The organism is Ectopseudomonas alcaliphila (assembly GCF_900101755.1).
In the GTDB taxonomy this organism is placed as follows: Bacteria; Pseudomonadota; Gammaproteobacteria; order Pseudomonadales; family Pseudomonadaceae; genus Aquipseudomonas; species Aquipseudomonas alcaliphila.
This window is the reverse complement of sequence record NZ_FNAE01000001.1, coordinates 422,837-448,549: the sequence shown is the minus strand read 5'-3', so window position 1 is coordinate 448,549 and position 25,713 is coordinate 422,837. Positions and strand designations below refer to the sequence as shown.

Genomic DNA, 25,713 nt, shown 5'->3' with positions numbered 1-25,713 from the left:
TCATGTCGCAGTCGACTGTAAAAGAAGTCCTGCTTAATCCGCTGTTCAACAACAACCCCATCGGTCTGCAGATTCTCGGGATCTGCTCGGCGCTGGCGGTCACCTCGAACCTGCAGACCGCGCTGGTGATGTCCGCCGCGCTGACCCTGGTGTGTGCGTTCTCCAACCTGTTCATTTCGATGATCCGCAGCCAGATCCCCAGCTCGATTCGCATGATCGTGCAGATGGTGATTATCGCCTCGCTGGTAATCGTGGTGGATCAGGTGCTCAAGGCCTATGCCTACTCGCTGTCCAAGCAGCTGTCGGTGTTCGTCGGTCTGATCATCACCAACTGCATCGTGATGGGCCGCGCAGAGGCCTTCGCCATGCAGAACCCACCTGTGCTGTCGTTCTTCGATGGTATCGGCAATGGCCTGGGCTATAGCGTGTTTCTGATTGCCCTGGGCATCATTCGCGAGCTGTTCGGCGCGGGTAAGCTGATGGGCTACGAAGTGCTGCCGGTGATCAATGACGGTGGTTGGTATCAGCCAAACGGCATGCTGCTGCTGCCGCCTTCTGCCTTCTTCCTGATCGGTCTGTTCATCTGGGCCGTACGTAGCTGGAAGAAAGACCAGATCGAGAAGAACGCCTACAAGATGGCGCCTCAGGTATCCAGCAAGGAGGCCTATTAATGGAACATTACATCAGCCTGTTCGTCCGTGCGGTGTTCGTCGAGAACATGGCGCTGGCGTTCTTCCTTGGCATGTGTACCTTCATCGCCATCTCCAAGAAGGTGGAAACCGCCATCGGCCTCGGCATCGCCGTGGTCGTGGTGCTGGGTATCACCATGCCGGTGAACAACCTGATCTACACCAACATCCTCAAGGATGGTGCGCTGGCCTGGGCCGGTCTGCCTGAGGTGGATCTGTCGTTCCTCGGTCTGCTGACCTTCATCGGTGTGATCGCGGCGCTGGTTCAGATCCTCGAGATGACCCTGGATAAGTACGTGCCGGCGCTGTACAACGCCCTCGGCGTGTTCCTGCCGTTGATCACCGTGAACTGCGCCATCATGGGTGGCTCGCTGTTCATGGTCGAGCGCGACTACAACCTGGCCGAAAGCACCGTCTACGGCATCGGTGCGGGCGTGTCCTGGGCGCTGGCCATCGCCGCGCTGGCCGGTATCCGCGAGAAGCTCAAGTACAGCGATGTACCGGCTGGTCTGCAGGGTCTGGGCATCACCTTCATCACCATCGGTCTGATGTCGCTGGGCTTCATGTCCTTCTCCGGCGTGCAGCTGTAAGGAAAGGATGAACAGATGAATTACGAAATCTTCCTCGCCATCGGCATGTTCACCGCCATCGTTCTCGCGTTGGTGCTGATCATTCTCGCTGCTCGCGCCAAGCTGGTGTCCAGCGGCGACGTGAACATCGAAATCAACGGCGAAAAAACCATCGTGGTCCCGGCTGGCGGCAAGCTGCTGCAAACCCTGGCCGACAACGGCATCTTCCTGTCGTCCGCTTGCGGTGGCGGCGGTACCTGCGCCCAGTGCAAGTGCATCATCGAATCCGGCGGTGGCGAGATGCTCTCCACCGAAGAGTCGCACTTCACCAAGCGCGAGGCCCGCGAGGGTTGGCGCCTGTCCTGCCAGGCCGCGGTCAAGCAGGACATGAAGATCGAAGTGCCGGAAGAAGTCTTCGGCGTGAAGAAGTGGGAATGCACCGTCGTTTCCAACCCCAACGTCGCCACCTTTATCAAGGAGCTGACGCTGAAACTGCCGGAAGGCGAGAACGTCGACTTCCGTGCCGGTGGCTATGTGCAGCTGGAATGCCCGCCGCACACCGTGTACTACAAGGACTTCGACATCCAGGAGGAGTACCGCGGCGACTGGGACAAGTTCAACCAGTGGAAGTACGTGTCCAAAGTCGACGAGACCGTGATCCGTGCCTATTCCATGGCCAACTACCCGGAAGAGCGCGGTCTGGTGAAGTTCAACATCCGTATCGCCTCGCCGCCCCCCGGCAAGGACGATCTGCCACCGGGCAAGATGTCTTCCTACGTGTTCAGCCTCAAGCCGGGCGACAAGATCACCGTGTACGGACCGTTCGGTGAATTCTTCGCCAAGGACACCGATGCCGAGATGGTCTTCATCGGTGGTGGTGCCGGTATGGCGCCGATGCGTTCGCACATCTTCGACCAGCTCAAGCGCCTGAAGTCCACGCGCAAGATCAGCTTCTGGTACGGCGCGCGCTCCATGCGTGAGTCGTTCTACAACGAAGAGTACGATCAGCTGGCCGCCGAGAACCCGAACTTCCAGTGGCACCTGGCGCTGTCCGACCCACAGCCGGAAGACAACTGGACCGGCCTCAAGGGCTTCATCCACAACGTGCTGTACGAGAACTACCTGAAGGACCATCCGGCTCCGGAAGATTGCGAGTTCTACATGTGCGGTCCACCCATGATGAACGCCGCAGTGATCAAGATGCTGACCGACCTGGGTGTCGAGCCGGAGAACATCCTTCTCGACGACTTCGGCGGCTAAGCATGAGGTCTGCTGTACTCCAGCCCGTTATCGCTGTCGCCTTGGCGGCAGCCCTAACGGGCTGCTTGCATTCTGAACGGATCGAAGAGTTCGGTGGCCCGACCATGGGCAGCACCTATTCGATCAAATACGTCCGCAGTGAAGGTGTCGCGCCGCAAGCCGAACTCAAGGCCGCGACCGAGGCGATCCTCGCCGAGATCGATCTGCAGATGTCCACCTATCGCGATGATTCGCTGATCGAGCAGTTCAACCGTGCGCCTGCGGGTACCTGCCAGACCATGCCCAAGGGCGTGCTGGATCTGGTGCGTGCCGGCAATCGTCTGCATCAGGAGAGCCAGGGCTATTTCGACCTGACGCTGGAACCCTTGCTCGACCTCTGGGGCTTCGGGCCCAAAGGGCAGGGCGAGTCGGTGCCGGATGCCGAGCGTCTGGCCGAAGTGCGTCAGCGGGTCGGTCAGCAGCACCTGAAGATCGAAGGCGAGCAGCTGTGCAAGGATGTCGATGTGGAAGTCGACTTCAACAGCATCGCGGCCGGCTATGCCGTTGATCTGATCGTGGTGCGTCTGGGCGAGCTGGGCGTCACCAGTTATCTGGTCGAGGCCACCGGTGAGCTCAAGGCGGCAGGCTTCAAGCCCGATGGCAGCCATTGGCGCATCGGCCTGGAAGCCCCGCGCGACGATCAGCGGGTGGCCCAACGCGTTCTGCAGCTCGATGGTTACGGTATCTCCACCTCGGGTGACTACCGCAACTACTTCGAAGAGAACGGCCAGCGCTACTCGCACACGCTCGATCCGCTGAGCGGCAAGCCGGTCAACCACAAGCTGGCGGCGGTGACGGTGGCAGATTCATCGACCTTGCGCGCCGATGGCTTGTCTACCCTATTGATGGTGCTTGGACCGGATGCCGGCATGGCCTTCGCCGAGCGCAACGGTATCGCGGCGTTTTTCGTGACGCGTGAGGGCGAGGGTTTCGTCACACATGGCACGACCGCATTCGAGCAGCTATTCGCTGCAGGAGATGAGCAATGACTTTTCTGGTTGTATTTCTGGCCATGGTTCTGGTCGTCGGCATGATGGCCGTTGGCGTGATCATGGGACGCAAACCCATCGCCGGTTCCTGCGGTGGCATCGCCAACCTGGGTATCGAGAAGGAATGCTCGATTTGCGGCGGTAGCCGTGAAAAGTGCGAAGAGGTCAATCGCGACCAGAGCGAAACGCCGAACACCGACCTGGCTTACGACGCGAGCAAGCGTTAAGCCGGGTGGTAGCTTTGATAGCCGGTGGCTATTATCCGCTGCCGGCCCTGCCGAGGGTGCGCCACAAGCGCTCCGGCCTGATCTGAAGGAGTAAACATGGCGGTCTACAACTACGATGTGGTGGTGCTGGGCTCCGGCCCGGCGGGCGAGGGCGCGGCGATGAACGCGGCCAAGGCCGGGCGCAAGGTGGCCGTGGTGGACAACCGTCCGCTGGTCGGCGGCAATTGCACCCACCTGGGCACCATTCCGTCCAAGGCGCTGCGCCACTCGGTGCGGCAGATCATGCAGTTCAACACCAACCCGATGTTCCGCCAGATCGGCGAGCCGCGCTGGTTCTCCTTCCCCGACGTGTTGAAAAGCGCCGAGAAGGTGATCGCCAAGCAGGTCACTTCGCGCACCGGCTACTACGCGCGCAACCGCATCGACACCTATTTCGGCACCGCCAGCTTCGCTGACGAGCAGACGGTCGAAGTCGTCTGCCTCAATGGTGTGGTGGAAAAGCTGGTGGCCAAGCAGATCGTCATCGCCACCGGTTCGCGTCCCTACCGCCCGGCCGATGTCGATTTCCGCCACCCGCGTATCTACGATAGCGACACCATTCTAAGCCTGGGCCACACGCCGCGCCGTCTGATCATCTACGGCGCTGGGGTGATCGGTTGCGAGTACGCCTCGATCTTCAGTGGCCTGGGTGTGCTGGTCGACCTGATCGACAACCGCGATCAACTGCTCAGCTTCCTCGACTCGGAAATCTCCGACGCCTTGAGCTATCACCTGCGCAACAACAACGTGCTGATTCGTCACAACGAAGAGTACGAGCGCATCGAGGGTGTGGAAAACGGTGTGGTCCTGCACCTGAAGTCGGGCAAGAAGATCAAGGCCGACGCCCTGCTCTGGTGTAACGGCCGTACCGGCAATACCGATCAGCTGGGTCTGGAGAACATTGGCATCGCGGTCAACAGCCGTGGTCAGATCCAGGTCGACGAGCATTACCGCACCGAGGTCAGCAACATCTACGCCGCCGGTGACGTGATCGGCTGGCCGAGCCTGGCCAGCGCCGCCGCCGACCAGGGGCGTTCCGCTGCCGGCAGCATCGTCGACAACGGCAGTTGGCGCTTCGTCGATGACGTGCCGACCGGCATCTACACCATTCCGGAGATCAGCTCGATCGGCAAGACCGAGCGTGAGCTGACCCAGGCCAAGGTGCCTTACGAAGTGGGCAAGGCCTTCTTCAAGGGCATGGCCCGTGCGCAGATCTCGGTGGAGCCGGTAGGCATGCTGAAGATCCTCTTCCACCGTGAAACCCTGGAAGTGCTGGGTGTGCATTGCTTCGGCTATCAGGCCTCGGAGATCGTCCATATCGGCCAGGCGATCATGAACCAGAAGGGTGAAGCCAACAGCATCAAGTACTTCATCAACACCACCTTCAACTATCCGACCATGGCCGAGGCCTATCGGGTCGCCGCGTTCGACGGCCTCAACCGGCTTTTTTGAGCGGCTCCGGCCGGCGGCCTGAGCCGGTCGGGGAGACAGGCTGGGTAGTGGCTTCCGAGTGGCGCTGGCCGAATCGGGAGAGCTTCTAGCGTCTCAGGCGGCAGCAAACGACAAAACCGGCCCCTGGGGCCGGTTTTGTCGTTGTTGGGCGTTGTGTTCGTGTTCTGGCTTGCTCCCCTCTCCCGCTTGCGGGAGAGGGGCCGGGGGAGAGGGCGATGAGGCTCAGCCGCGCAGCGTCTGCACCGCGATGCCGGGGAAGTCGGTGATGATGCTGTCGACACCGAAGTCGGACAGGCGACGCATCAGCGCCGGCTCGTTGACCGTCCATACCGACACGTGCAGCCCCTGCTTCTGCGCCTTGAGCAGGCGCTCCGGGGTGCACAGCGTCCAGTTCAGCGCCAGCAGATGGCAGCCGTAATGCGCCGCCACTTTCAGCGGGTCGAGCCAGGCGTACTCGGCAACCAGGCCCAGCTGCAGCTGCGGAGTCAGTTCGCGCGCGGCCTTGAGCACTTCCCGAGAGCTGGAGGTAATGGTGATCTGCTCGCGCAGGCCAAATCGTTCGACCAGCTCCGAGATGGCCAGCACGGTACGCGCGGCGCGCACTTTCGAGGCGCTTTTCACCTCCAGCTGCCAATGCGCGAATTTGCACTGCTCGAACAATTCTTCCAGGCGCGGAATGGTGCAGGGACGCACCCAGCCAGGGCCGCCCTTGCGCGCGTCGTACTTCACCAGCTCGGCGGCGTCGTGTTCAACCACCTTGCCGCGCAGACCTGTGGTGCGCTTGAGCGTCGGATCGTGGATCACCATCAGCTCGCCGTCGCGCGATAGATGCAGATCCAGTTCGCAGCGGTCGACGCCGTGTTCCAGGCAGCGCTGGAAACTGGCCAGGGTATTTTCTGGGGCTTCGCCCTTGGCGCCGCGATGGCCGTAGATGTGAGTCACTGTTACTCCTTGACGGTGTCGAGGTGGCGCGGCTGGTGATGGCGCACGCTGTTGATCACGTGATCGTATTCGAAATAGACGCTGAATTCGCGGTAGTCCCAGCGCGTGATCGGCGGCTGGCCGACGGGCTTGTGCTCTTCATCGGCCAGGCCGAAACGCTCCAGTACCGAACGCTTGGACTGGCCTTTGTGCGGCAGGTTGCTGGTGTCGAGATCGGCGCCCTGGTTGCCCAGGGGAATGGTCAGGGTATCGGCGAAGAGAGCAGTAGGGGCGAGCAGGGTGAAAAGCAGAGCGAGACGATACATGGCGGTTCCTTGTCGACTGTCATTCGCGGGCTTGGCGACGCTCCAAAGCCTGCTTTTGCAGGATATGCCGAGCCAGCAACTGGCGCTGTGCGTCGGTCAACGCTTCGAACTCGGTGCCGATCTCGAATTGGCCATCCGTGCGTTGGCTGCAGTGCACCACCTGGCCACGCAGCAGGAGGCCGAGCGCCTGTGGCATCAGCACCATCTTGATCGCCAGATGGCTACCCGGCGCCACGGCCTGGGCGTTATTGAAGCTGATACCGCCTTCAGACAGCGATACCTGGCGTGGCGCGCCGATGTCGCGCAGCAGGCTCTGCGCCACGGCCTGGCCGAGCAGGTCGATGCGCTTGTTGATCACCTTCAGGTAGTTGGCCAGGGTGCGGTCGCGTTCAGTGATATGGCGCAGCAGATGCTGTGATTCGAAGTCCATCAGGTGCAGATCGCTGAGCAGGTTGAACAGCGGTGATGGATCGTGAAGCGCGTCGCTGGCATGGGCTTCGGCCCCCGACAGCAGGCTGAATTCCAGTGCGATCGTATCGTCGATACGATAGTATTCGCGGCGATCATCTACATCGTTAGTCGACATGGCGAACCCATGAAAGCGGTGGTGGTCGAAGACCCTGTTGAAAGTCTCGCGAACTGGATGCGTGCCAGGCAAGCGTCGCCGAACAAGCCTCGGTTACGAATGGTAAACGAGCATTGCTCGCTTCGCTCGCCCCTTCGGGGTCACACTGAAGCGCGTTGGCCATAAGCGGCTTTCCACGTGTCTTTAACGCAGCATGCCCGATACGCAGCAGACTTTGAGTTGCTTCTGAGTGTAAGGCTGCTGACCTGGCCCTGCCACAAGGACGTTTTTCTTTCCCCCGAATCTCTCCGACATGTTCAGACCTCTGTTCGTATTTATCGGTACGCGCTACACGCGGGCCAAGCGTCGCAACCACTTCGTCTCCTTCATTTCCCTGACGTCCATGCTCGGCCTCACCCTCGGGGTGATGGTGATGATCCTGGTGCTGTCGGTGATGAATGGTTTCGACCATGAAATGCGCACTCGGGTACTGGGGATGATTCCTCACGCCACGGTCGAATCGGCCACCCCGGTGAGCGACTGGCCGGCATTGGCGCGTCAGGTCGAGCGCCATCCGCGCGTCGAGGCGCTGGCGCCCTTCACCCAGATGCAGGGCCTGCTGACGCACGACGGCAAGGTGCAGAAGGTGCTGATCAATGCCATCGACCCCGAGCAGGAACGCAAGGTGTCGATCATCGATGGCTTCTTCCAGCAGGGCAGTCTCGACAGCCTGCAGCCAGGCGATTTCGCCATGGTCATCGGCGACAAGGCAGCGGCCAAGCTGGGCCTGAAGCTGGGTGACAAGGTCACCTTCGTCGCGCCGGAGGTCACCGTGACCCCCGCCGGCATGTTCCCGCGTCTGAAGCGCTTTACCGTCACCGGTATCTTCCACGTCGGCGCTGGCGAGATCGACGGTGCACTGGCCCTGGCCAACATCAGCGACCTGGCGCGCCTGCAGCGCTGGAAACCGGATCAGGTACAGGGCCTGCGCCTTAAGTTCGATGATCTGTTCCAGGCGCCGCGCAGCGCCTGGGAGATCGCCCAGACCCTCGACGGTGATTTCTACGCCCGCGACTGGACCCGCACCCACGGCAACCTGTACCAGGCCATCCGCATGGAGAAGACCATGATCGGCCTGCTTCTGCTGCTGATCGTCGCGGTGGCCGCGTTCAACATCATTTCCACCCTGGTGATGGTGGTGACCGACAAGAAAGGCGACATCGCCATCTTGCGTACCCTCGGCGCCACGCCGCGGCAGATCATGGCCATCTTCATGGTGCAGGGCACGGTGATCGGTGTGGTTGGCACCTTCATCGGCGCCGTGCTGGGGATTCTCGCAGCGCTGAACGTCAGCAGCCTCATCGCCGGCATTGAGCGTCTGCTGGGCATCAAGTTTCTCAATGCCGATGTCTACTTCATCGATTACCTGCCTTCGCAACTGCAGAGCGCCGACGTGGTGATGGTCTGTACCGCGGCGCTGCTACTGAGCTTCTTCGCCACCCTGTATCCAGCCTGGCGCGCTGCGCGTACCCAGCCGGCCGAGGCCCTGCGCTATGAGTGAGTCCATGAACCAGAACGCCATGAAACAGCACAATGCCGTGCTCAGCTGTCGCAACCTGAGCAAGCGTTACGACGAGGGCCCCGAGTCGGTGGTGGTGCTCGATGGTCTGGAACTGGAGCTCTTGCCCGGCGAGCGCGTGGCTATCGTCGGCAGTTCCGGTTCCGGCAAGAGCACCCTGCTGAACATGCTCGGCGGCCTGGATACGCCCAGCGAGGGCAGCGTCTGGCTGGCCGGCGAGCAACTGTCGGCGCTGAGCGAGACCGCTCGTGGCCTGCTGCGCAACCGTGCGCTGGGCTTCGTCTATCAGTTTCACCACCTGCTGGCCGAGTTCACCGCGCTGGAGAACGTCTGCATGCCGCTGTTGATCGGCAAGACGTCGATCAGCGAGGCGCGCGAGCGTGCCACCAAGCTGCTCGAGCGAGTCGGGCTTGGCCATCGCCTCAATCACAAGCCGTCAGAGCTGTCCGGTGGTGAGCGTCAGCGTGTGGCGATTGCCCGTGCCCTGGTCAACCGCCCGGGGCTGGTGTTGCTCGATGAACCCACCGGCAACCTCGACCAGCACACCGCTGAAGGCATTCAGGAGCTGATGCGCGAGCTCAGTCGCGACTCCAATACAGCATTTCTGGTGGTGACCCACGACATGCAGCTGGCACGGCAGATGGATCGCGTGCTCAGCCTGCAGGACGGCAAGCTGGTGACTCTCTGATGTTTCGTCCGCTGAGTATCTTCATCGGCGCTCGCTACACACGGGCCAAGCGCCGCAACCATTTCATCTCCTTCATTTCGCTGACCTCGATGATCGGCCTGGCGCTTGGCGTGCTGGCGATGATCGTGGTGCTGTCGGTGATGAACGGCTTCCAGAAGGAAATGAGCTCACGCATTCTCGGCATGGTGCCGCACGCCATGCTCTATGGCGCCGAGCCCGTCGCCGACTGGCGTGCCCTGGCGGACAAGGCCATGACCAATCCGCAGGTGCAGGCCGCGGCCCCTTATGCCGAGCTGGAGGGCATGCTCTCGCATCGCGGGCTGATGCAGCCGATTCAGATCCACGGCATCGACCCGGCGGAAGAGGGCAAGGTATCGATCCTGCCCGAGCACATCCGCCAGGGCAGCCTGAACAATCTGCAGCCGGGCGAATTCGGCGTGGTGATCGGTGATATCACCGCGCGCCGTTTCGGCCTGCAGGTGGGTGACAAGCTGACCTTGATCATCCCCGAGCTGAGCAGCGCGCCTGGTGGCGTCACGCCGCGCATGCAGCGCTTGAACGTCGCGGCGGTGTTCAAGGTGGGGGCCGAGCTGGACAGCTCGCTGGCACTGATCAACGTCGTCGATGCCGCTGCCATGCAGCGCTTGCCGGAAGGTACGGTGCCGGGTATTCGTCTGGCGCTGAAGGATCTGTACCAGGCGCCGCAGGTGTCCAAGTCCTTGCTGGCGCAGCTTGGCAGCGATTACCGTGCCGATGACTGGACCCATACCCAGGGCAGCCTGTTCAGCGCGATGAAGATGGAGAAGACCATGATCGGTCTGCTGCTGCTGCTGATCGTCGCCGTGGCGGCGTTCAACATCATCGCCACGCTGATCATGGTGGTCGCGGACAAGGGCGGCGATATCGCGATCCTGCGCACCCTTGGCGCCACGCCGCGGCAGATCATGGCGATTTTCATGGTGCAGGGCTCGGTGATCGGTCTGGTCGGTACGCTGATCGGTACGGTGCTGGGTGTGCTGGCGGCGCTCAATGTCAGTGCGCTGGTGGCTTGGCTGGAGTCGTTCGCCGGGCAGCAGGTGATGAGCTCCGACGTTTACTTCATCAGCAGCCTGCCATCGGACCTGCAGTGGCTGGATGTGGCGCTGATCTGTTCGGCGGCGCTGATCCTGAGTTTCCTCGCCACGCTCTACCCTTCATGGCGGGCGGCGCAGGTGCAGCCGGCCGAGGCGCTACGCTACGAGTAAGAACGAAAAAGCCGTCGACTTCGACGGCTTTTTTTCAGGGGCGTTCCAGTCGGCGCTTTTCCTGACGCTTGCGCCAGCTACGCTGGACCCACCAGCGCCAGTAGAGCATGGTCAACACATAACCCAGTGCGGCGAGAATCAGACCGGAGACGAAGGAGCCCAGGTACAGGGGCTTCCACAGCACGGCGACTTCGGCCGTGATCCATTCCAGGCTGAGGGTCTGCGGCATGCGCACCGGCGGCGTCTGCATGATCCAGGCGCCCATTTTATAGGTGCAGTAGAAGATCGGCGGCATGGTGATGGGGTTGGTCAGCCACACCAGGCCGATGGAGATCGGCAGGTTGGCGCGCATCGGGATGGCGACGGCGGCGGCTGCCAGCATCTGCATGGGCATGGGGATCATCGCCCAGAACAGGCCGATGGCCATGCCGCGGGCTACCGAGTGGCGGTTGAGATGCCAGAGGTTGGGATCATGAATGAGTTTGCCGAGAAAGCGCAGGGACTTGTTACCCTTGATGCTGTCGGGGTTGGGCATGTAGCGCTTGAATAAACGACGCGGCATGAAGAGTCTCTGGGCAGGCAAAAGCGCCGATATTATGCACGGATTCAGCCTGGCCAGCGTTTCCATATTGTGACCAGAGGTGAGTGCTGGACGCGCTCGCGGCAGCTCGATGAGCAGGGAGGAACAATGCGAACAGGGATGTTGGCGCTGGCCTTGGGGCTACTGACGCTGCGTTTTCTGCCAAGCCTGCCGCCGGGCTGGCTGTTGCTGGCGGCGGTCTGTGCCAGCCTGGCGTTGCTGTTCTCGCGCCTCTATCCGCTGGGGTTGTTTCTGTTGGGGCTGGCTTGGGCCTGCAGCTCGGCGCAATCGGCACTGGACGACCGCCTCGATCCGCAGCTCGATGGCCGGACCCTGTGGCTGGAGGGCCGGGTGGTCGGCCTGCCGGAGGTGTCCGATGGCGTGGTGCGCTTCCAGTTCGAAGAGGCGTACTCCCGGCGTGCCGAGCTGCCGAAACGGTTGCGCCTGGCCTGGTATGGCGGGCCGCCGGTGCAGGGCGGCGAGCGCTGGCGTGTGGCGGTCAACCTGAAGCGCCCGCATGGGTTGGTCAATCCGCAGAGTTTCGACTACGAGGCCTGGCTGCTGGCCCAGCGCATTGGCGCTACGGGCACGATCAAGTCTGGCGAGCGGTTATCCCCCGCGACAGGCTTGGGTAGCTGGCGCGACGGTCTGCGTCAGCATCTGCTGGTTGTGCCGGCCTTTGAACGAGAGGGCGCCATTGCCGCTCTGGTCCTGGGTGATGGCTCAGGCCTGAGCGCGGGCGACTGGCGCCTGCTGCAACACACGGGCACGGTGCACCTGATGGTCATCTCCGGCCAGCATATCGCGCTGCTGGCCGGCTTTCTTTACGGACTGGTGGCATTGCTGGCGCGAGTCGGCGCCTGGCCAAGGCACTGGCCCTGGCTGCCCTGCGCCTGTGCGCTGGCCTTGAGCGGGGCCCTGGTCTACGGGATGTTGGCTGGTTTCGAGGTGCCGGTGCGCAGGGCCTGTGTGATGGTCGCGCTGGTGCTGCTGTGGCGCATGCGCTTTCGTCACCTGGGCCCCTGGTGGCCGTTGCTGCTGGCCTTGCTCGTGGTGCTGCTGCTTGAGCCATTGGCGTCGTTGCAGCCGGGCTTCTGGTTGTCGTTCTCGGCCGTGGCGATTCTCGCGTTGGTGTTCGGTGGCCGGCTTGGCGTCTGGGGTTGGTGGCGCGGGCTGACGCGTGCGCAATGGACCATGGCCATCGGCTTGTTGCCGATGATGCTGATCCTCGGCCTGCCTATCAGCAGCAGCGGGCCGCTGGCCAACCTGGTCGCCGTACCCTGGGTGGGGCTGGTGGTCGTGCCCCTGGCCTTGCTGGGCACTCTGCTGCTGCCCGTTCCCGTGATTGGAGAGGGCCTGTTGTGGCTGGCCGGCGGTGCACTGTATCTGTTGTTCGAATTGCTCGGCGTGATCGCTGCTTGGCTGCCTGCCTGGTTGCCCAGCAATCTGCCGCTCTGGGCCTGGCTACTGGCAGCGGCAGGCGCGTTGATGCTCCTGCTGCCTGCCGGCGTACCGTTGCGCCTGCCCGGCCTCGCGCTGTTTTTGCCTGCATTGTTGTTGCCCACACAGCACCTGGACGATGGCCGTGCCGACGTCTGGGTGCTGGACGTGGGGCAGGGGCTGGCGGTGCTGGTGCGTACCCGAGAACACAGCCTGCTGTACGACGCGGGACCGCGTTTCGGCGATTTCGATACCGGGGAGCGTATTGTCCTGCCTTCCTTGCGTGCGATGAACCTCAGGCGTCTCGATCTGATGCTGCTCAGTCATGCCGACAATGATCATGCCGGCGGCGCTGCAGCGATCAAGGCCGGGATGCCGGTGGCCCGGGTCATCAGTGGCGAGCCGCAGCGTCTGGCCAAGGCGCTTGGCGCTGAGGCTTGCGAATCGGGGCAAAGCTGGCAATGGAATGACGTGACTTTCAGGCTGTGGCAGTGGCAGCGGGCCAGCTCCGGTAATCAACGCTCCTGCGTGCTACAGGTGGAGGCCGGCGGCGAGCGCCTGCTGTTGACCGGTGATATTGACATCCTGGCCGAGCGCGCGCTGATGCAGGCCGACTTTCCCCTGGCCTCGCGCTGGCTGCTGGCGCCCCATCACGGCAGTCGCACGTCATCCAGCCAGGCTTTCATCGATGCGGTCGGGGCGCAGCACGTGCTGATCACCCGCAGTCGTCACAACGCCTTTGGACATCCTCACCCGCAGGTGCTGGAGCGCTATCGGGCAGCAGGTGTCGAGGTGCATGACACCGCGTTGCGCGGCGCCCTGCATATTCGCCTGGGTGAACATGGCGCGGCGCGAGGGTTGCGAAGCGAGCCACGTTTCTGGCGGGAAAAATGAGAACGGCGGCGGTCGGCGGGCGTTGCACCCTGTGCTAGAGTGGCGCCACTTTTTCGAGGGGGATTCTCTACCGTGTGGGAACTGGTCAAAGCTGGCGGCTGGATGATGCTGCCGATCATTCTCTGTTCCATCGCTGCTGCCGGCATCGTCGCCGAACGCCTGTGGACCCTGCGGCCCGCCCGCGTCACCCCGGCCAATCTGCTGGCTCAGGTGTGGCGCTGGATCAAGGACAAGAAACTCAACAACCAGAAGCTCAAGGAGCTGCGCGAGGATTCGCCGCTGGGGCAGATTCTCGCCGCCGGCCTGGCCAACTCCAAGCATGGTCGCGAGATCATGAAGGAGTGCATCGAGGAGGCCGCTGCCCGCGTCATCCACGAGCTGGAGCGCTACCTTAATGCTCTCGGCACCATTGCCGGCATCGCGCCGCTGCTCGGCCTGCTCGGCACCGTGCTGGGCATGATCGAGATCTTCAGCTCCTTCATGGGGTCGGGCATGGCCAACGCGCCGATGCTTGCCGGTGGTATCTCCAAGGCGCTGATCACCACGGCAGCTGGTCTGATGGTGGCGATCCCGGCACTGTTCTTCCATCGCTATCTGCAGCGTCGTGTCGACGAGCTGGTAGTCGGCATGGAGCAGGAAGCGATCAAGCTGGTGGAAATGGTGCAGGGTGATCGCGACGTCGACCTGGGTGAGGGCAAGGCGTGAAATTCCGGCGCAAACCGCGGGAGAACGTCGAGATCAACCTGGCCTCGTTGATCGACGTGGTATTCATCCTGCTGCTGTTCTTCGTGGTCACCACCACCTTCACCCGCGAGACTCAGCTCAAGGTCGACCTGCCCGAGGCAGTCAGCGGCACGCCGCCGGAGCAGACCGAGCTCAAGCAGGTCGAGGTGCTGATCGGCGCCGACGGCGCGTTTTCGGTCAATGGCAAGGCACTGCTGGAGAGCAACCTGAGCAATCTCATGGCGGCGTTGCAGAAGGAATCCGACGGCGACAACAGCCTGCCGTTGATCATCAGTGCCGACGGCAACACCCCGCACCAGGCGGTGATCACTGCCATGGATGCGGCCGGCAAGCTGGGCTTCTCGCACCTGCGCATCACCACGGTGGAAGCACAGGAAACCCCCTAGGTGAGCGCTGCTGATCGCTTGCTCGAGGCCTGGTATCGCGGCCACCCGGCGCTGGCACTGCTGCGCCCGCTGGAGTGGCTGTACCGCCGTGTGGTGCAGGGCAAGCGTGCGCGTTTCCTGGCCGGCGAGGGCGATATCTACCGCGCCCCGGTGCCCGTGCTGGTGGTGGGCAATATCACCGTCGGTGGCACCGGCAAGACGCCGCTTATTCTCTTTCTGATCGAACACTGTCGGGCCCGTGGCCTCAAGGTCGGCGTGGTCAGCCGTGGCTATGGCGCCACACCGCCCAGCCTGCCCTGGCGGGTATGTGCCGAGCAGCCGGCGACGCAGGCCGGCGACGAGCCGCTGCTGATCGTTCAGCGCACGGGCGTGCCCCTGATGATCGACCCGGATCGCAGCCGCGCCGTGCGTGCGCTGCTGGCCGAAGAGCCACTGGATCTGATCCTCTGTGACGATGGCCTGCAACATTACCGCCTGGCGCGCGACCTGGAGCTGGTGTTGATCGACGCCGCTCGCGGCCTGGGCAATCGCCGCTGCCTGCCGGCCGGGCCACTGCGTGAGCCGGTCGAGCGCCTCAATGAGGTGGATGCGGTTCTGTTCAATGGCGCCGAAGCTGACCGCATCGATGGCTACGCCTTTCGCTTGCAGCCGAGCGCGCTGGTCAACCTGGCCAGCGGTGAGCGCGTCGGCCTCGATCATCTGCCACCCGGTCAGGCGGTGCACGCGGTCGCCGGTATCGGTAATCCGCAGCGTTTCTTCAATACCCTCGAAGCGCTAAACTGGCGCCCGGTTCCGCACCCCTTTGCCGACCATGCGCAGTACGATGCCGCCCAGCTCAGTTTCGAGCCGTCGCTGCCACTGCTGATGACGGAAAAGGATGCGGTGAAATGCCGGGCCTTCGCCGCCGCCGACTGGTGGTACCTGGCCGTCGATGCCGTGCCCACGCCGGCTTTCGTCGACTGGCTGGATGGAGAGCTGGCCCGCCTCATACCGGGGTCCTGATGACCCCACCAAGGATTCCACCATGGACCTTAAACTGCTCGACATTCTCGCCTGCCCGATCTGCAAGGGTCCGCTGCAGCTTTCCGAAGACAAGACCGAACTGATCAGCAAGGGCGCCGGTGTGGCCTATCCGATTCGCGACGGCATCCCGGTGATGCTGGAAAGCGAAGCGCGCACCCTGAATACCGACGAGCGTCTGGACAAGTAAATGAGCGCAGCCTTCACCGTCGTCATTCCCGCCCGTTACGCCTCCACCCGCCTGCCCGGCAAGCCGCTGCAGGACATTGCCGGCAAGCCCATGGTGCAGCATGTCTGGGAGCAGGCGCAGAAGAGCTCCGCCAGCCGCGTGGTGGTCGCTACCGACGATGCGCGCATCGTCGAGGCCTGCCAGGCCTTCGGCGCCGAGGTGCTGCTGACCCGCGAAGATCACAACTCCGGCACCGACCGCCTGGCCGAAGTCGCCACCCAGCTCGGCCTGCCTGCAGATGCCATCGTGGTCAACGTGCAGGGTGACGAGCCGCTTATTCCCCCATCGATCATCGATCAGGTCGCGGCCAACCTGGCGGCCAACCCGCAGGCAGGCATCGCCACCCTGGCCGAGCCCATCGAAGACGTCACCGCGCTGTTCAACCCCAATGTGGTCAAGGTGATCGCGGACAAAGATGGCCTGGCCCTGACTTTCAGCCGCGCGCCGCTGGCCTGGGCGCGCGATGCCTTCGCCAAGAGCCGCGATGTGCTGCCGCAGGGCGTGCCGTATCGCCGCCATATTGGCATCTACGCCTACCGCGCCGGCTTCCTGCATGACTTCGTCGCCTGGGGCCCGTGCTGGCTGGAAGACACCGAGTGTCTGGAGCAACTGCGCGCGCTGTACAACGGCGTACGTATCCATGTCGCCGATGCCCTCGAAGCGCCCGCTGCCGGTGTGGATACCGCCGAAGACCTGGAGCGGGTACGCCACCTGCTGGGGGCCTGATGAAGGTTCTGTTCGTCTGCCTGGGTAACATCTGCCGTTCGCCCACGGCCGAGGGCGTTTTTCGCCACAAGCTGCGCGCGGCGGGTCTGGACGATCGGGTGTTGGTGGATTCCGCCGGTACCGGCGACTGGCATGTCGGCAAGGCGCCGGACAGTCGCACGCGTCAGGCGGCGCTGCGCCGTGGCTATGATCTGTCCGCGCAGCGTGCGCGCCAGGTCGAGGCCGCCGATTTCCAGCGCTTCGACCTGATCCTGGCCATGGACCAGAGCAACCTGCGTAACCTCAAGGCGCTGCGCCCCGCCGATGCCCGTGCCGATCTCGATCTTTACCTGCGCCGATATGAACTGGCGCTGGATGAGGTGCCCGATCCCTACTACGGCGGCGAGGATGGCTTCGAGCAGGTGCTGGATCTGATCGAACAGGCCAGTGATGCGTTGCTGATCGAGATCAAGGGGCGCCTGTGAGTCTGAATCTGCAGAGCGACGTTTCGCTCAAAGCCTTCAACAGCTTTGGTGTCGATGTGCGTGCACGGCGTTTCGCCGAAGCGCACGATGATGACGATGTGCGCGAGGCGCTGAGCCTGGCGAATCAGCAGGGCCTGCCGCTGCTGGTGATCGGGGGTGGCAGCAACCTGTTGCTGACCCGCGATGTCGAGGCGCTGGTACTGCGCATGGCCAGTCGTGGCATTCGTATTCTCGAGGCCGACGGCGAGCAGGTGCTGGTGGAGGCCGAAGCCGGCGAGCCCTGGCATCCGTTCGTGCAATGGAGCCTGGCGCAGGGCCTGAACGGCCTGGAAAACCTCAGCCTGATTCCCGGCACCGTGGGCGCTGCGCCGATGCAGAACATTGGCGCCTATGGTGTGGAGATCAAGGATCTGTTCGCCGGCCTGACCGCGCTGGATCGGCACACCGGTGAGCTGCGCGACTTCGCGCTTGAAGAATGTGCCTTCGCCTACCGCGACAGTCTGTTCAAGCGCGAAGCCGGGCGCTGGCTGATCCTGCGCGTGCGCTTCCGTCTGAGCCGCCTGGCTGCGCTGCGTCTGGATTACGGTCCGGTGCGTCAGCGCCTGGCCGAGATGGGCATCGAGGCACCGACTGCAAGCGACGTCAGCCAGGCAATCTGCGCCATTCGCAGCGAAAAGCTGCCAGATCCCGCCGAGCTGGGTAACGCCGGTAGCTTCTTCAAGAATCCGCTGGTGCCATTCGAACTGGCCGAGCGCATTCGCGCCGAGCATGCTGATCTGGTCAGCTATCCGGCGGGGGCTGGCCTGGCCAAGCTGGCCGCCGGTTGGCTGATCGAGCGGGCAGGGTGGAAGGGGGCGCGTGAGGGTGACGCCGGCGTACATCGTTTGCAGGCGCTGGTGCTGGTCAACTACGGCAACGCCAGTGGCGCGCAACTGCTGCAGCTGGCGCAGCGTATCCAGGCCGATATCCTGGAGCGTTTTGGCGTAACGCTGGAAATCGAACCCAACGTGCTTTGATCTGTGGGGCGGACGTGAACCGGTGAATGCCGCTCCCGGATTGCATCCGGGCCACCAGTGACGGACATGAAAAAGGGGATGCCTAGGCATCCCCTTTTTACTTACCGCAGGAGGATCAAGCCTGAGGCTTGACCTCCTCCTTGTCGGCTTGCGTTTCTTCTTCCGGCTGCGCTTGCTCTACCGCTTCGCTCACGCTTTGCTCGCTGACGATAGGAGTGGCTTCGGCTTCGGCTTCGGCTTCGGCGACCGGCTCGACCGCAGGAGCGGTTTCGACTGCGCTGGCTTCGGCTTCTGCCGGGGCGCTTGCTTCAGCGACCGGAGCGGCTTCGACTGCTGGGGCAGCTTCTACAACCGGGGCTGCAGCGGCGGCCTGTGCAGCTTCGCGTGCCAGGCGCTCGGCTTCACGCTGACGACGACGCACTTCGCGCGGGTCGTTCGGCGCACGGCCGCTAGCGCTGACCGGGGCTGCGGCAGGGGCTTCGGCGACAGGTGCTTCTACGGCCGGCACCGGCTCCTGGGCGGCTTCTGCAACCGGCTCAGCCTGAACGACCGGCTCGGCAGCTGGCGCTTCAACGACAGCAGGGGTTTCGACTGCGGCCGGTTCTGCCTCAACTGCTTTCTCTGCGACCGGAGCGGTTTCGACCACTTCACTTACCGCAGCCTCGGCTTGCGCCTCGACCGGTTGAGCGGCTGGTGCTTCAGCCTGTACCACCGGAGCTTCGACGGCCGGAGCCTCGCTGGCCACGGTGTCGCTGCTGTCGACGCTTTCTGCAACCACTGCGGCGGCGCTAGCCACGGCAACCGGGGTGACGGCCTGAGCGTCGTTACCGGCAGCTTCGCTGTTCTCGGCGCTCTCGATCAGGTTGCCATCGGCATCACGCTGACGTTCGCGGCGATTGCTGCGACGACGCTGACCGCGGGAGCGGCGACGCGGACGCTCGCCATCGTTGCTGTCCTGCTCGTCGTCCTGCAGTTGCTCTTCGTTCGGCAGGGCTTCGTCCTGCAGGGCCTCGGCCTGCTCGGCACGCGGCTGACGCTCTTCACGCGGCTGACGCTGACGCTCCTGGCGTTCACCACGCGGCTGACGCTCGGCACGCTCTTCACGTTGCTCGTTACCAGACTCGGCATCGATAGGCTCACGCAGTTCGCGCACGCGCTCTTCACGCGGAGCACGTTCTTCGCGTGGCTTGCGCTCGCGACGATTTTCCTGACCTTCGCGCGGCTCGCGTGGGGCGCGTTCTTCACGCGGGGCACGCTCTTCGCGAGGTTGGCGCTCTTCGCGCGGTTCGCGGGCCTGACGCTCTTCACGTGGAGCGCGCTCTTCGCGAGGCTTGCGCTCCTCGTCGCGGCGACCGCCACGATTGCGGCTCTGCTGACGACCGTTGCGACGCTCTTCGCGTGGCGGACGCTCGTTGCTCTTCTTCTCGACCACGGCCGGCTGGGCTTCTTCTTCCTTGCCGGCGAAGAGGCTGACCAGGGACTTCACCAGGCCCTTGAACAGGCTCGGCTCAGGTACCTTGGTCGGAGTCAGCGGTGTTGCTTGCGGCTCGGCAGTGACCGGGGCGCTGCTGCGCGGCGCGGCCTTGATGGCGGCTTCCTGGCGAACCAGGGTGCGCGTGGCGGCGGCCGGCTGGGCAGCGGTTTCTTCGGTTTCCGCAGTGGCGGCGATTTCGTAGCTGGTCTGGCCGCTCAGGGCTTCCGGGCTATCGTCACGCAGGCGCTGCACTTCGAAATGCGGGGTTTCCAGGTGATCGTTCGGCAGGATCACGATACGCGCACGGGTGCGCAGTTCGATCTTGGTGATCGAGTTGCGCTTTTCGTTGAGCAGGAAGGCAGCGACCGGGATCGGTACCTGGGCGCGGACTTCGGCGGTGCGATCCTTCAGCGCTTCTTCTTCGATCAGGCGCAGGATGGCCAGCGACAGGGATTCGACGTCGCGGATGATGCCTTGGCCGTTGCAGCGCGGGCAGACGATGCCGCTGGTTTCGCCCAGGGAAGGACGCAGGCGCTGACGGGACATTTCCAGCAGGCCGAAGCGCGAGATGCGGCCGACCTGTACGCGGGCACGGTCGGCTTCCAGGGCTTCGCGGACTTTCTCTTCGACGGCGCGCTGGTTCTTGGCCGGGGTCATGTCGATGAAGTCGATGACGATCAGGCCACCGATGTCACGCAGACGCAGTTGGCGGGCGATTTCCTCGGCCGCTTCCAGGTTGGTCTGCAGCGCGGTTTCCTCGATGTCGCTGCCCTTGGTGGCGCGCGCCGAGTTGATGTCGATGGACACCAGGGCTTCGGTCGGGTCGATGACGATGGAACCACCGGACGGCAGTTTCACTTCACGCTGGAAGGCGGTTTCGATCTGGCTTTCGATCTGGAAGCGGTTGAACAGCGGCACGCTGTCTTCGTACAGCTTGATCTTGCTGGCGTACTGCGGCATCACCTGCTGGATGAAGGAGAGGGCTTCTTCCTGGGCTTCGACGCTGTCGACCAGTACTTCGCCGATGTCCTGGCGCAGGTAGTCGCGGATGGCGCGGATGATGACGTTGGATTCCTGGTAGATCAGGAACGGAGCGGGGCGGCTGGTGGAGGCTTCCTTGATGGCGCTCCACAGTTGCAGCAGGTAATCGAGATCCCACTGCATTTCTTCACTGGAGCGGCCCAGGCCGGCGGTGCGAACGATCAGGCCCATGTCGGCCGGAGCGTTGAGGCCGTTCAGCGCTTCGCGCAGTTCGTTGCGCTCTTCGCCTTCGATGCGGCGCGAGATGCCACCGGCACGCGGGTTGTTCGGCATCAGCACCAGGTAACGACCGGCCAGGCTGATGAAGGTGGTCAGGGCTGCGCCCTTGTTGCCGCGTTCTTCTTTCTCGACCTGGACGATGACTTCCTGGCCTTCCTTGAGCACGTCCTTGATGTTGACGCGGCCACCTTCAGGGGCTTTGGAGAAGTATTCGCGGGAGATTTCTTTGAGGGGGAGGAAACCGTGGCGTTCGGAACCGAAATCGACGAAGGCGGCTTCAAGGCTGGGTTCAACGCGGGTGATGCGGCCTTTGTAGATGTTGGCCTTTTTCTGTTCGCGGGCGCCGGACTCGATGTCCAGATCGTAGAGTTTTTGGCCATCTACCAGGGCAACACGCAACTCTTCGGGCTGAGTTGCGTTAATTAGCATTCTTTTCATGTGGTACCAATGGGTTCCGGGCTAGCGGAAGCCACGTTAGGCACACACGACTCTCAGGGTCGGTGTCAGGCGCGTCAGAAACGGTCGTAAATCGTTCCACTGTCTAGCGACGGTCAGCCATATCAGGCCGCGGTCGCGACGGACGTCTCCTGCTTGCTGTGGTGACAGAAAGCACTCAGTCAGGAAGAGGAATCAACTGGCGGTAGCGGACGAGATGAGGCGTCTTTGATCAAGCGATATGCTACGCAGTCCGACAGTTGTACATCTCCACCCTACACGTATCGCTGAAAATCGGGTGCCGCGCGCGGATTCCGCAGCGGTTGTCAGTTACCGCGACCGCCCGGTGGGCGAATCGCGCATCATACTCAAGGCTTTATTTCCGAAGTCTTCGTGGCCTGTTGCGGCCTTTCTAACCTGAAGAACCCGTCGGACGGCCTCACGTCCAAATACGTTTGCGCGGGCAGGGGATGGCAAGTTTGGCATTCATCCGCAAGCCAGGCCGCTTTTGGCGGCGTTCGCGACTATAGCAGCAATGATTAAGTGCTTCAATTCCATAAAAAATTGTTATGATTGCGCGATGACTACTCCTGCCTCTCCAACCTCCGGCGTTCAGCTGATCGAGGTTGCACCGGAACTCGCCGGCCAACGCATCGACAACTTTCTCAGGACACAGCTCAAGGGCGTGCCCAAGACCCTGATCTACCGCATTCTGCGCAAGGGCGAAGTGCGCGTGAACAAGGGTCGGATCAAGCCCGAATACAAGCTCCAGGCGGGTGATGTGGTGCGTGTGCCGCCGCTGCGTCTGGCTGAGCGCGATGAGCCCGAGCCGCTGGCGCAGGGGCTGCTCGAGCGTCTCGAGGCCGCCATCGTCTATGAGGACAAGGCGCTGATCGTGCTGAACAAGCCGGCCGGTATCGCTGTGCATGGCGGCAGTGGCCTCAATTACGGTGTGATCGAGGCGTTTCGCCAGTTGCGTCCCGATGCCAAGGATCTGGAGCTGGTGCATCGCCTGGATCGCGACACTTCCGGCCTGCTGATGATTGCCAAGAAGCGCAGCATGTTGCGTCATCTGCATGAACAGCTGCGCGGTGATGGCGTGGACAAGCGCTACATGGCACTGGTGCGTGGCCACTGGGCGACCGCCAAGAAGCAGGTCAATGCACCGCTGCAAAAGAGCAACCTGCGTTCCGGTGAGCGCATGGTCGAAGTCGACGCCGAGGGCAAGGAGGCGCTGACATTGTTTCGCGTACTGCGCCGCTTCGGTGAATTCGCCACCCTGGTCGAAGCCAAGCCGGTGACCGGTCGCACCCATCAGATTCGCGTGCATGCCAAGCATGCCGGGCACTCGATCGCTGGTGACTCCAAGTATGGCGACGACGACTTCTCCCGCGAGATTCGCGAGCTGGGCGGCAAGCGCCTGTTCCTGCATGCCTACGAGTTGCACGTGCCGCTGCCCGATGGCGGCGTGCTGAAGCTGGAGGCGCCAGTGGATGAAGTATGGGCGCGAACGCTGGAGCGTCTGAGTGCCTGATTATCAACTGCTGATCTTCGACTGGGACGGCACGCTGGTGGACTCCATCGGTCGTATCGTCGAGGCCATGCATCGCGCGGCTGATGTGGCGGGCGTGCCGCGCTGCACGGATGTTGCGGTGCGCGGCATCATTGGTCTGGAGCTTGGCGTGGCGATTCGCACGCTCTACCCGGAACTCGATGAGCCGCTGCGAATCGAAACCATCCGGCGTGCCTACAGCGAGCAGTATCTGGCGCTGGAAACCGAACCGTCGCCACTGTTCGAGGGCGTGCGCGAGTCGCTCGAAGTCTTTCGTGATCAGGGCTATCGTCTTGCTGTGGCCACCGGCAAGGGGCGCAAGGGGTTGCATCGCGTGCTGGCTGACAAGGGTTGGCTGGATTACTTCGATATCACCCGCTGTGCTGATGAGACGGCGAGCAAGCCCGATCCGCTGATGTTGCATGAGATTCTTGCGCATTGCCGGGTGCAGCCCGAGCGGGCGCTGATGGTGGGGGATTCGACCTTTGACCTGCTGATGGCGCGCAATGCCGGGATGGATGCGGTGGCGGTCGGTTTCGGTGCGCAGCCATTGTCGGTGCTGCGCGAGTGTTCGCCGCGTTTGGCGATCAATCAATTCAATGAGCTGCGTGCATGGCTGGAAGGCCGTTATGCGCAGCGTCCTGCAGAGGTGAGTGAGCATGTCGGATGAGTGGAAGTCATCGTCTTCTTCGGGCGAGGATGCCAAGAGCTGGAAGCTGCTGGAGAAGGCGCTGCTGTCCAGTGTTCAGGAGCAGCGTCGTTCGCGTCGCTGGGGCATTTTTTTCAAGCTGCTGACCTTTATCTATCTGTTCGGTGCGCTGGCGCTGGTGTTGCCGGTGCTCGACCTGAAAAAAGCCTCGACCACCGAGGCGCATACCGCGCTGATCGAAATTCGCGGCATGATCGCCGATCGTGAGGAGGCCAGTGCCGACAAGGTGGTGGGCAGTCTGCGCGCCGCCTTCGAGGATACCAATACCAAAGGTGTGATCCTGCGCATCAATAGCCCGGGCGGCAGTCCGGTGCAGTCTGGTTACATCTATGACGAGATCCGTCGTTTGCGCGGCGAATATCCGCAGACCAAGGTCTATGCGGTGATCAGTGATCTGGGCGCCTCCGGTGCCTACTACATCGCCAGTGCGGCCGATGAGATCTATGCCGACAAGGCCAGTCTGGTCGGCTCCATCGGTGTCACGGCGGCCAGTTTCGGCTTCGTCGAAACCATGGAGAAGCTCGGCGTCGAGCGCCGCGTCTACACCTCGGGCGAGCACAAGGCGTTTCTCGATCCGTTCCAGCCGCAGAAGGAAGAGGAAACCCGCTTCTGGAAAGGGGTGCTGGACACCACGCATCGCCAGTTCATCGAGAGCGTGAAGCAGGGGCGCGGTGAGCGTCTCAAGGCGGACGAGCATCCCGAACTGTTTTCGGGTTTGGTCTGGTCGGGTGAGCAGGCGCTGCAGTTGGGTTTGGTCGATGCGCTGGGCAGTGCCAGCTATGTGGCGCGCGAGGTGATTGGTCAGAAAGAGATGGTCGACTTCACTCAGCGTGATACGCCATTCGATCGCTTCGCCAAACGCCTGGGTACCAGTGTGGCGGATCGTATCGCGCTGTGGATGGGCTTTCAGGGGCCAACGCTGCGCTGATGTATGAAAGAAGGCCCGCGTAGCGGGCCTTCTTCATTGATGGGTCAAGGAATCTCGACGCCTTCGTTCAGTAGCATGTCCACCAGGCGAATCAGCGGCAGGCCGATCAGGCTGGTGGCATCTTCGCCTTCGGTGCTGCGGAACAGGCTGATGCCCAGGCCTTCGGACTTGAAGCTGCCGGCGCAATCGAACGGCTGTTCTCGCTGCAGATAACGCAAAATCCGTTCATCGCTCAGCGGGCGAAAATGCACGGTGAAGGCTATGCAGTCGACCTGGCAATTGCCGTTGTGGGTGTTGAGTAGTGCCAGGCCGGTCAGGAAGGTGACGCTGCTGCCGCTGGCGGCGCGCAGTTGTTGCTGGGCTCTTGGCAGGTCGTGAGGTTTGCCGAGTATCTGCCCGTCGCTGAGTACGGCGACCTGGTCCGAGCCGATGATCAGGTGGTCGGTGTGGTTGCTTGCGAGGGCGCGAGCTTTTTCTGCGGCCAGGCGTTTGACCAGGTCAATGGCTGCTTCGCCTTCCTGGCGAGTTTCATCGATGCTCGGCGATTGCCAGGTGAATGGCAGTTGCAGGCGGTCGAGCAGTTCGCGGCGATAGGGCGAGCTGGAGGCGAGCAGCAGCGCGGGCATGTTCTCTTCCTTTATATAGGTGGGCGGGAAATTCTACTGATCGCAACCGCTTGAAGACAGGCTGAATTTCCTTTGACACGGGCAGGGCGCATCCCTAGAATGCTGCGCCTATGTTGAATGGGCCGATTCCACCTCACGTTGATCCGCGCAAGCTCGCCGACCGCGAAGCTACCCTCGAAGGGCAGCTCGAACTGGCCAGCCTGCAGCGTCTCTGCGACCCGCTTGCCGATACGGCTGGCGTCGTGCAGGCGAAATTTCATTTCGCACGTGACGAGCAGAAAACTGTGGTTATCCGCAGTGAGCTCGAGGTTGAGGTCAAAATGGTCTGCCAGCGTTGTCTGGAGCTGGTCGCGCTACCCATCCGCAGCGAATGTGAATACGCCGTGGTTCGGGTTGGAGCGAACACTCAGTCCTTGCCTAAGGGCTACGACGTACTGGAAGTGGGTGAAGAGCCGCTGGAGCTGCTTGGTCTGGTCGAGGAGGAGTTACTTCTCGCCTTGCCGATCGTTCCTGCTCATGCCCCAGGTGATTGCCAGCAGCCGGACGGTCTCGATGAGCCCGAGCCGGGTGAGGACGAGGTATCGCGGTCCAACCCGTTCAGTGTATTGGCGCAGTTAAAGCGTGACCCAAACGTTTAGGAGTT

27 protein-coding genes are annotated in these 25,713 nt (G+C 62.8%); 21 read left to right on the top strand and 6 right to left on the bottom strand.

Annotated elements, in window-relative coordinates; all coding sequences use genetic code 11:
* Positions 1-2: 2 nt before the first annotated feature.
* From BLR77_RS02165 to sthA, 6 genes are all read left to right on the top strand, one after another.
* Positions 3-671, top strand: coding sequence for an NADH:ubiquinone reductase (Na(+)-transporting) subunit D (locus tag BLR77_RS02165; protein ID WP_074675249.1), 669 nt, complete (start codon positions 3-5; stop codon positions 669-671).
* Positions 671-1,279, top strand: coding sequence for an NADH:ubiquinone reductase (Na(+)-transporting) subunit E (nqrE, locus tag BLR77_RS02160; protein ID WP_074675248.1), 609 nt, complete (start codon positions 671-673; stop codon positions 1,277-1,279). The genes BLR77_RS02165 and nqrE overlap by 1 nt, the downstream gene beginning before the upstream one ends.
* A 15-nt stretch (positions 1,280-1,294) precedes the next feature.
* Positions 1,295-2,518 carry an NADH:ubiquinone reductase (Na(+)-transporting) subunit F gene (gene nqrF / locus BLR77_RS02155; RefSeq protein WP_074675247.1) on the top strand — a complete coding sequence of 408 codons (1,224 nt, stop codon included), beginning with the start codon at positions 1,295-1,297 and terminating at the stop codon, positions 2,516-2,518.
* Between the two features lie 104 nt (positions 2,519-2,622).
* Complete coding sequence (locus BLR77_RS02150; protein ID WP_074675246.1) at positions 2,623-3,546, top strand: FAD:protein FMN transferase; 924 nt, start codon at positions 2,623-2,625, stop codon at positions 3,544-3,546.
* The gene (nqrM, locus tag BLR77_RS02145) at positions 3,543-3,773 is read left to right on the top strand and encodes a (Na+)-NQR maturation NqrM (protein WP_074675245.1); all 231 of its coding nucleotides are present in this window, start codon (positions 3,543-3,545) and stop codon (positions 3,771-3,773) included. The genes BLR77_RS02150 and nqrM overlap by 4 nt, the downstream gene beginning before the upstream one ends.
* Positions 3,774-3,869: 96 nt before the next feature.
* Positions 3,870-5,264, top strand: a complete 1,395-nt coding sequence (sthA, locus tag BLR77_RS02140) for a Si-specific NAD(P)(+) transhydrogenase (protein WP_017677629.1) — start codon at positions 3,870-3,872, stop codon at positions 5,262-5,264.
* A gap of 222 nt (positions 5,265-5,486) precedes the next feature.
* Here sthA and BLR77_RS02135 read toward each other — a convergent pair whose 3' ends face one another.
* The 3 genes from BLR77_RS02135 to BLR77_RS02125 are packed head-to-tail and all read right to left on the bottom strand — an operon-like array spanning position 5,487 to position 7,097.
* The gene (locus BLR77_RS02135; protein ID WP_074675244.1) at positions 5,487-6,206 is read right to left on the bottom strand and encodes a glycerophosphodiester phosphodiesterase; all 720 of its coding nucleotides are present in this window, start codon (positions 6,204-6,206) and stop codon (positions 5,487-5,489) included.
* A 2-nt stretch (positions 6,207-6,208) separates the two neighbouring features.
* Positions 6,209-6,511, bottom strand: a complete 303-nt coding sequence (locus BLR77_RS02130; protein ID WP_074675243.1) for a phosphodiesterase — start codon at positions 6,509-6,511, stop codon at positions 6,209-6,211.
* Positions 6,512-6,530: 19 nt separating this feature from the next.
* Positions 6,531-7,097 carry a PilZ domain-containing protein gene (locus BLR77_RS02125; RefSeq protein ID WP_074675242.1) on the bottom strand — a complete coding sequence of 189 codons (567 nt, stop codon included), beginning with the start codon at positions 7,095-7,097 and terminating at the stop codon, positions 6,531-6,533.
* 292 nt (positions 7,098-7,389) lie between these two features.
* Here BLR77_RS02125 and BLR77_RS02120 point away from each other — a divergent pair, with 292 nt between their 5' ends.
* The 3 genes from BLR77_RS02120 to BLR77_RS02110 are packed head-to-tail and all read left to right on the top strand — an operon-like array spanning position 7,390 to position 10,587.
* Positions 7,390-8,637 (top strand): lipoprotein-releasing ABC transporter permease subunit, encoded by a 1,248-nt coding sequence (locus tag BLR77_RS02120; protein WP_074675241.1) that lies wholly within the window; start codon positions 7,390-7,392, stop codon positions 8,635-8,637.
* Between the two features lie 4 nt (positions 8,638-8,641).
* Positions 8,642-9,343: a lipoprotein-releasing ABC transporter ATP-binding protein LolD gene (gene lolD / locus BLR77_RS02115; protein WP_074675240.1), complete on the top strand. Its 702-nt coding sequence runs from the start codon at positions 8,642-8,644 to the stop codon at positions 9,341-9,343.
* Positions 9,343-10,587 (top strand): lipoprotein-releasing ABC transporter permease subunit, encoded by a 1,245-nt coding sequence (locus BLR77_RS02110; protein ID WP_074675239.1) that lies wholly within the window; start codon positions 9,343-9,345, stop codon positions 10,585-10,587. Before lolD ends, BLR77_RS02110 begins: the two co-directional genes overlap by 1 nt.
* Positions 10,588-10,621: 34 nt before the next feature.
* On the opposite strand, the gene BLR77_RS02105 is transcribed toward BLR77_RS02110, so the two are convergent.
* Positions 10,622-11,149 carry a DUF2062 domain-containing protein gene (locus BLR77_RS02105; protein WP_074675238.1) on the bottom strand — a complete coding sequence of 176 codons (528 nt, stop codon included), beginning with the start codon at positions 11,147-11,149 and terminating at the stop codon, positions 10,622-10,624.
* 138 nt (positions 11,150-11,287) lie between these two features.
* Between BLR77_RS02105 and BLR77_RS02100 the strand changes: the two genes are divergently transcribed.
* The 8 genes from BLR77_RS02100 (at position 11,288) to murB (ending at position 18,086) form a co-directional block, all read left to right on the top strand.
* Positions 11,288-13,501 (top strand): DNA internalization-related competence protein ComEC/Rec2, encoded by a 2,214-nt coding sequence (locus BLR77_RS02100; RefSeq protein WP_074675237.1) that lies wholly within the window; start codon positions 11,288-11,290, stop codon positions 13,499-13,501.
* Between the two features lie 72 nt (positions 13,502-13,573).
* Positions 13,574-14,206, top strand: a complete 633-nt coding sequence (locus BLR77_RS02095; RefSeq protein WP_017677620.1) for a MotA/TolQ/ExbB proton channel family protein — start codon at positions 13,574-13,576, stop codon at positions 14,204-14,206.
* On the top strand, positions 14,203-14,631 hold the full coding sequence (locus tag BLR77_RS02090; protein ID WP_074675236.1) for an ExbD/TolR family protein: 429 nt from the start codon (positions 14,203-14,205) through the stop codon (positions 14,629-14,631). Before BLR77_RS02095 ends, BLR77_RS02090 begins: the two co-directional genes overlap by 4 nt.
* On the top strand, positions 14,632-15,633 hold the full coding sequence (gene lpxK / locus BLR77_RS02085) for a tetraacyldisaccharide 4'-kinase (protein ID WP_074675235.1): 1,002 nt from the start codon (positions 14,632-14,634) through the stop codon (positions 15,631-15,633).
* 22 nt (positions 15,634-15,655) lie between these two features.
* Entirely contained in the window at positions 15,656-15,841 is a 186-nt protein-coding gene (locus BLR77_RS02080) for a Trm112 family protein (protein WP_013714804.1), read from the top strand.
* A complete protein-coding gene (gene kdsB, locus BLR77_RS02075) occupies positions 15,842-16,606 on the top strand; it encodes a 3-deoxy-manno-octulosonate cytidylyltransferase (RefSeq protein WP_074675234.1) in 765 nt (254 codons plus the stop codon).
* Positions 16,606-17,070, top strand: coding sequence for a low molecular weight protein-tyrosine-phosphatase (locus tag BLR77_RS02070; protein WP_074675233.1), 465 nt, complete (start codon positions 16,606-16,608; stop codon positions 17,068-17,070). Before kdsB ends, BLR77_RS02070 begins: the two co-directional genes overlap by 1 nt.
* Complete coding sequence (gene murB, locus BLR77_RS02065; RefSeq protein WP_074675232.1) at positions 17,067-18,086, top strand: UDP-N-acetylmuramate dehydrogenase; 1,020 nt, start codon at positions 17,067-17,069, stop codon at positions 18,084-18,086. The genes BLR77_RS02070 and murB overlap by 4 nt, the downstream gene beginning before the upstream one ends.
* 115 nt (positions 18,087-18,201) lie before the next feature.
* On the opposite strand, the gene rne is transcribed toward murB, so the two are convergent.
* Positions 18,202-21,258: a ribonuclease E gene (rne, locus tag BLR77_RS02060; RefSeq protein WP_074675231.1), complete on the bottom strand. Its 3,057-nt coding sequence runs from the start codon at positions 21,256-21,258 to the stop codon at positions 18,202-18,204.
* Between the two features lie 577 nt (positions 21,259-21,835).
* Here rne and rluC point away from each other — a divergent pair.
* From rluC to sppA, 3 genes are read left to right on the top strand one after another with little or no spacing between them, the layout of a single operon-like run.
* Positions 21,836-22,789 carry a 23S rRNA pseudouridine(955/2504/2580) synthase RluC gene (rluC, locus tag BLR77_RS02055; protein WP_074675230.1) on the top strand — a complete coding sequence of 318 codons (954 nt, stop codon included), beginning with the start codon at positions 21,836-21,838 and terminating at the stop codon, positions 22,787-22,789.
* A complete protein-coding gene (locus BLR77_RS02050) occupies positions 22,782-23,477 on the top strand; it encodes an HAD-IA family hydrolase (RefSeq protein WP_074675229.1) in 696 nt (231 codons plus the stop codon). The genes rluC and BLR77_RS02050 overlap by 8 nt, the downstream gene beginning before the upstream one ends.
* Positions 23,467-24,444 carry a signal peptide peptidase SppA gene (sppA, locus tag BLR77_RS02045; protein WP_045734573.1) on the top strand — a complete coding sequence of 326 codons (978 nt, stop codon included), beginning with the start codon at positions 23,467-23,469 and terminating at the stop codon, positions 24,442-24,444. Before BLR77_RS02050 ends, sppA begins: the two co-directional genes overlap by 11 nt.
* A gap of 44 nt (positions 24,445-24,488) precedes the next feature.
* Here the strand turns inward: sppA and BLR77_RS02040 are convergent, their stop codons facing one another.
* Positions 24,489-25,070, bottom strand: a complete 582-nt coding sequence (locus BLR77_RS02040; protein WP_074675228.1) for a Maf family protein — start codon at positions 25,068-25,070, stop codon at positions 24,489-24,491.
* Positions 25,071-25,180: 110 nt separating this feature from the next.
* Between BLR77_RS02040 and BLR77_RS02035 the strand changes: the two genes are divergently transcribed.
* Positions 25,181-25,708 (top strand): YceD family protein, encoded by a 528-nt coding sequence (locus tag BLR77_RS02035; RefSeq protein ID WP_074675227.1) that lies wholly within the window; start codon positions 25,181-25,183, stop codon positions 25,706-25,708.
* Positions 25,709-25,713: the final 5 nt, after the last annotated feature.

What these genes read in the sequence shown, in the direction of transcription:
- BLR77_RS02130 (WP_074675243.1), bottom strand. Translation starts at nt 6,511, where the DNA reads ATGTATCGTCTCGCTCTGCTTTTCACCCTGCTCGCCCCTACTGCTCTC.
- sthA (WP_017677629.1), top strand. Translation starts at nt 3,870, where the DNA reads ATGGCGGTCTACAACTACGATGTGGTGGTGCTGGGCTCCGGCCCGGCG.
- lolD (WP_074675240.1), top strand. Translation starts at nt 8,642, where the DNA reads ATGAACCAGAACGCCATGAAACAGCACAATGCCGTGCTCAGCTGTCGC.
- rluC (WP_074675230.1), top strand. Translation starts at nt 21,836, where the DNA reads ATGACTACTCCTGCCTCTCCAACCTCCGGCGTTCAGCTGATCGAGGTT.
- BLR77_RS02150 (WP_074675246.1), top strand. Translation starts at nt 2,623, where the DNA reads ATGGGCAGCACCTATTCGATCAAATACGTCCGCAGTGAAGGTGTCGCG.
- BLR77_RS02105 (WP_074675238.1), bottom strand. Translation starts at nt 11,149, where the DNA reads ATGCCGCGTCGTTTATTCAAGCGCTACATGCCCAACCCCGACAGCATC.
- BLR77_RS02165 (WP_074675249.1), top strand. Translation starts at nt 3, where the DNA reads ATGTCGCAGTCGACTGTAAAAGAAGTCCTGCTTAATCCGCTGTTCAAC.
- nqrE (WP_074675248.1), top strand. Translation starts at nt 671, where the DNA reads ATGGAACATTACATCAGCCTGTTCGTCCGTGCGGTGTTCGTCGAGAAC.
- BLR77_RS02120 (WP_074675241.1), top strand. Translation starts at nt 7,390, where the DNA reads ATGTTCAGACCTCTGTTCGTATTTATCGGTACGCGCTACACGCGGGCC.
- nqrM (WP_074675245.1), top strand. Translation starts at nt 3,543, where the DNA reads ATGACTTTTCTGGTTGTATTTCTGGCCATGGTTCTGGTCGTCGGCATG.
- rne (WP_074675231.1), bottom strand. Translation starts at nt 21,258, where the DNA reads ATGAAAAGAATGCTAATTAACGCAACTCAGCCCGAAGAGTTGCGTGTT.
- BLR77_RS02080 (WP_013714804.1), top strand. Translation starts at nt 15,656, where the DNA reads ATGGACCTTAAACTGCTCGACATTCTCGCCTGCCCGATCTGCAAGGGT.
- kdsB (WP_074675234.1), top strand. Translation starts at nt 15,842, where the DNA reads ATGAGCGCAGCCTTCACCGTCGTCATTCCCGCCCGTTACGCCTCCACC.
- BLR77_RS02110 (WP_074675239.1), top strand. Translation starts at nt 9,343, where the DNA reads ATGTTTCGTCCGCTGAGTATCTTCATCGGCGCTCGCTACACACGGGCC.
- BLR77_RS02125 (WP_074675242.1), bottom strand. Translation starts at nt 7,097, where the DNA reads ATGTCGACTAACGATGTAGATGATCGCCGCGAATACTATCGTATCGAC.
- BLR77_RS02040 (WP_074675228.1), bottom strand. Translation starts at nt 25,070, where the DNA reads ATGCCCGCGCTGCTGCTCGCCTCCAGCTCGCCCTATCGCCGCGAACTG.
- BLR77_RS02035 (WP_074675227.1), top strand. Translation starts at nt 25,181, where the DNA reads ATGTTGAATGGGCCGATTCCACCTCACGTTGATCCGCGCAAGCTCGCC.
- nqrF (WP_074675247.1), top strand. Translation starts at nt 1,295, where the DNA reads ATGAATTACGAAATCTTCCTCGCCATCGGCATGTTCACCGCCATCGTT.
- BLR77_RS02100 (WP_074675237.1), top strand. Translation starts at nt 11,288, where the DNA reads ATGTTGGCGCTGGCCTTGGGGCTACTGACGCTGCGTTTTCTGCCAAGC.
- sppA (WP_045734573.1), top strand. Translation starts at nt 23,467, where the DNA reads ATGTCGGATGAGTGGAAGTCATCGTCTTCTTCGGGCGAGGATGCCAAG.
- BLR77_RS02070 (WP_074675233.1), top strand. Translation starts at nt 16,606, where the DNA reads ATGAAGGTTCTGTTCGTCTGCCTGGGTAACATCTGCCGTTCGCCCACG.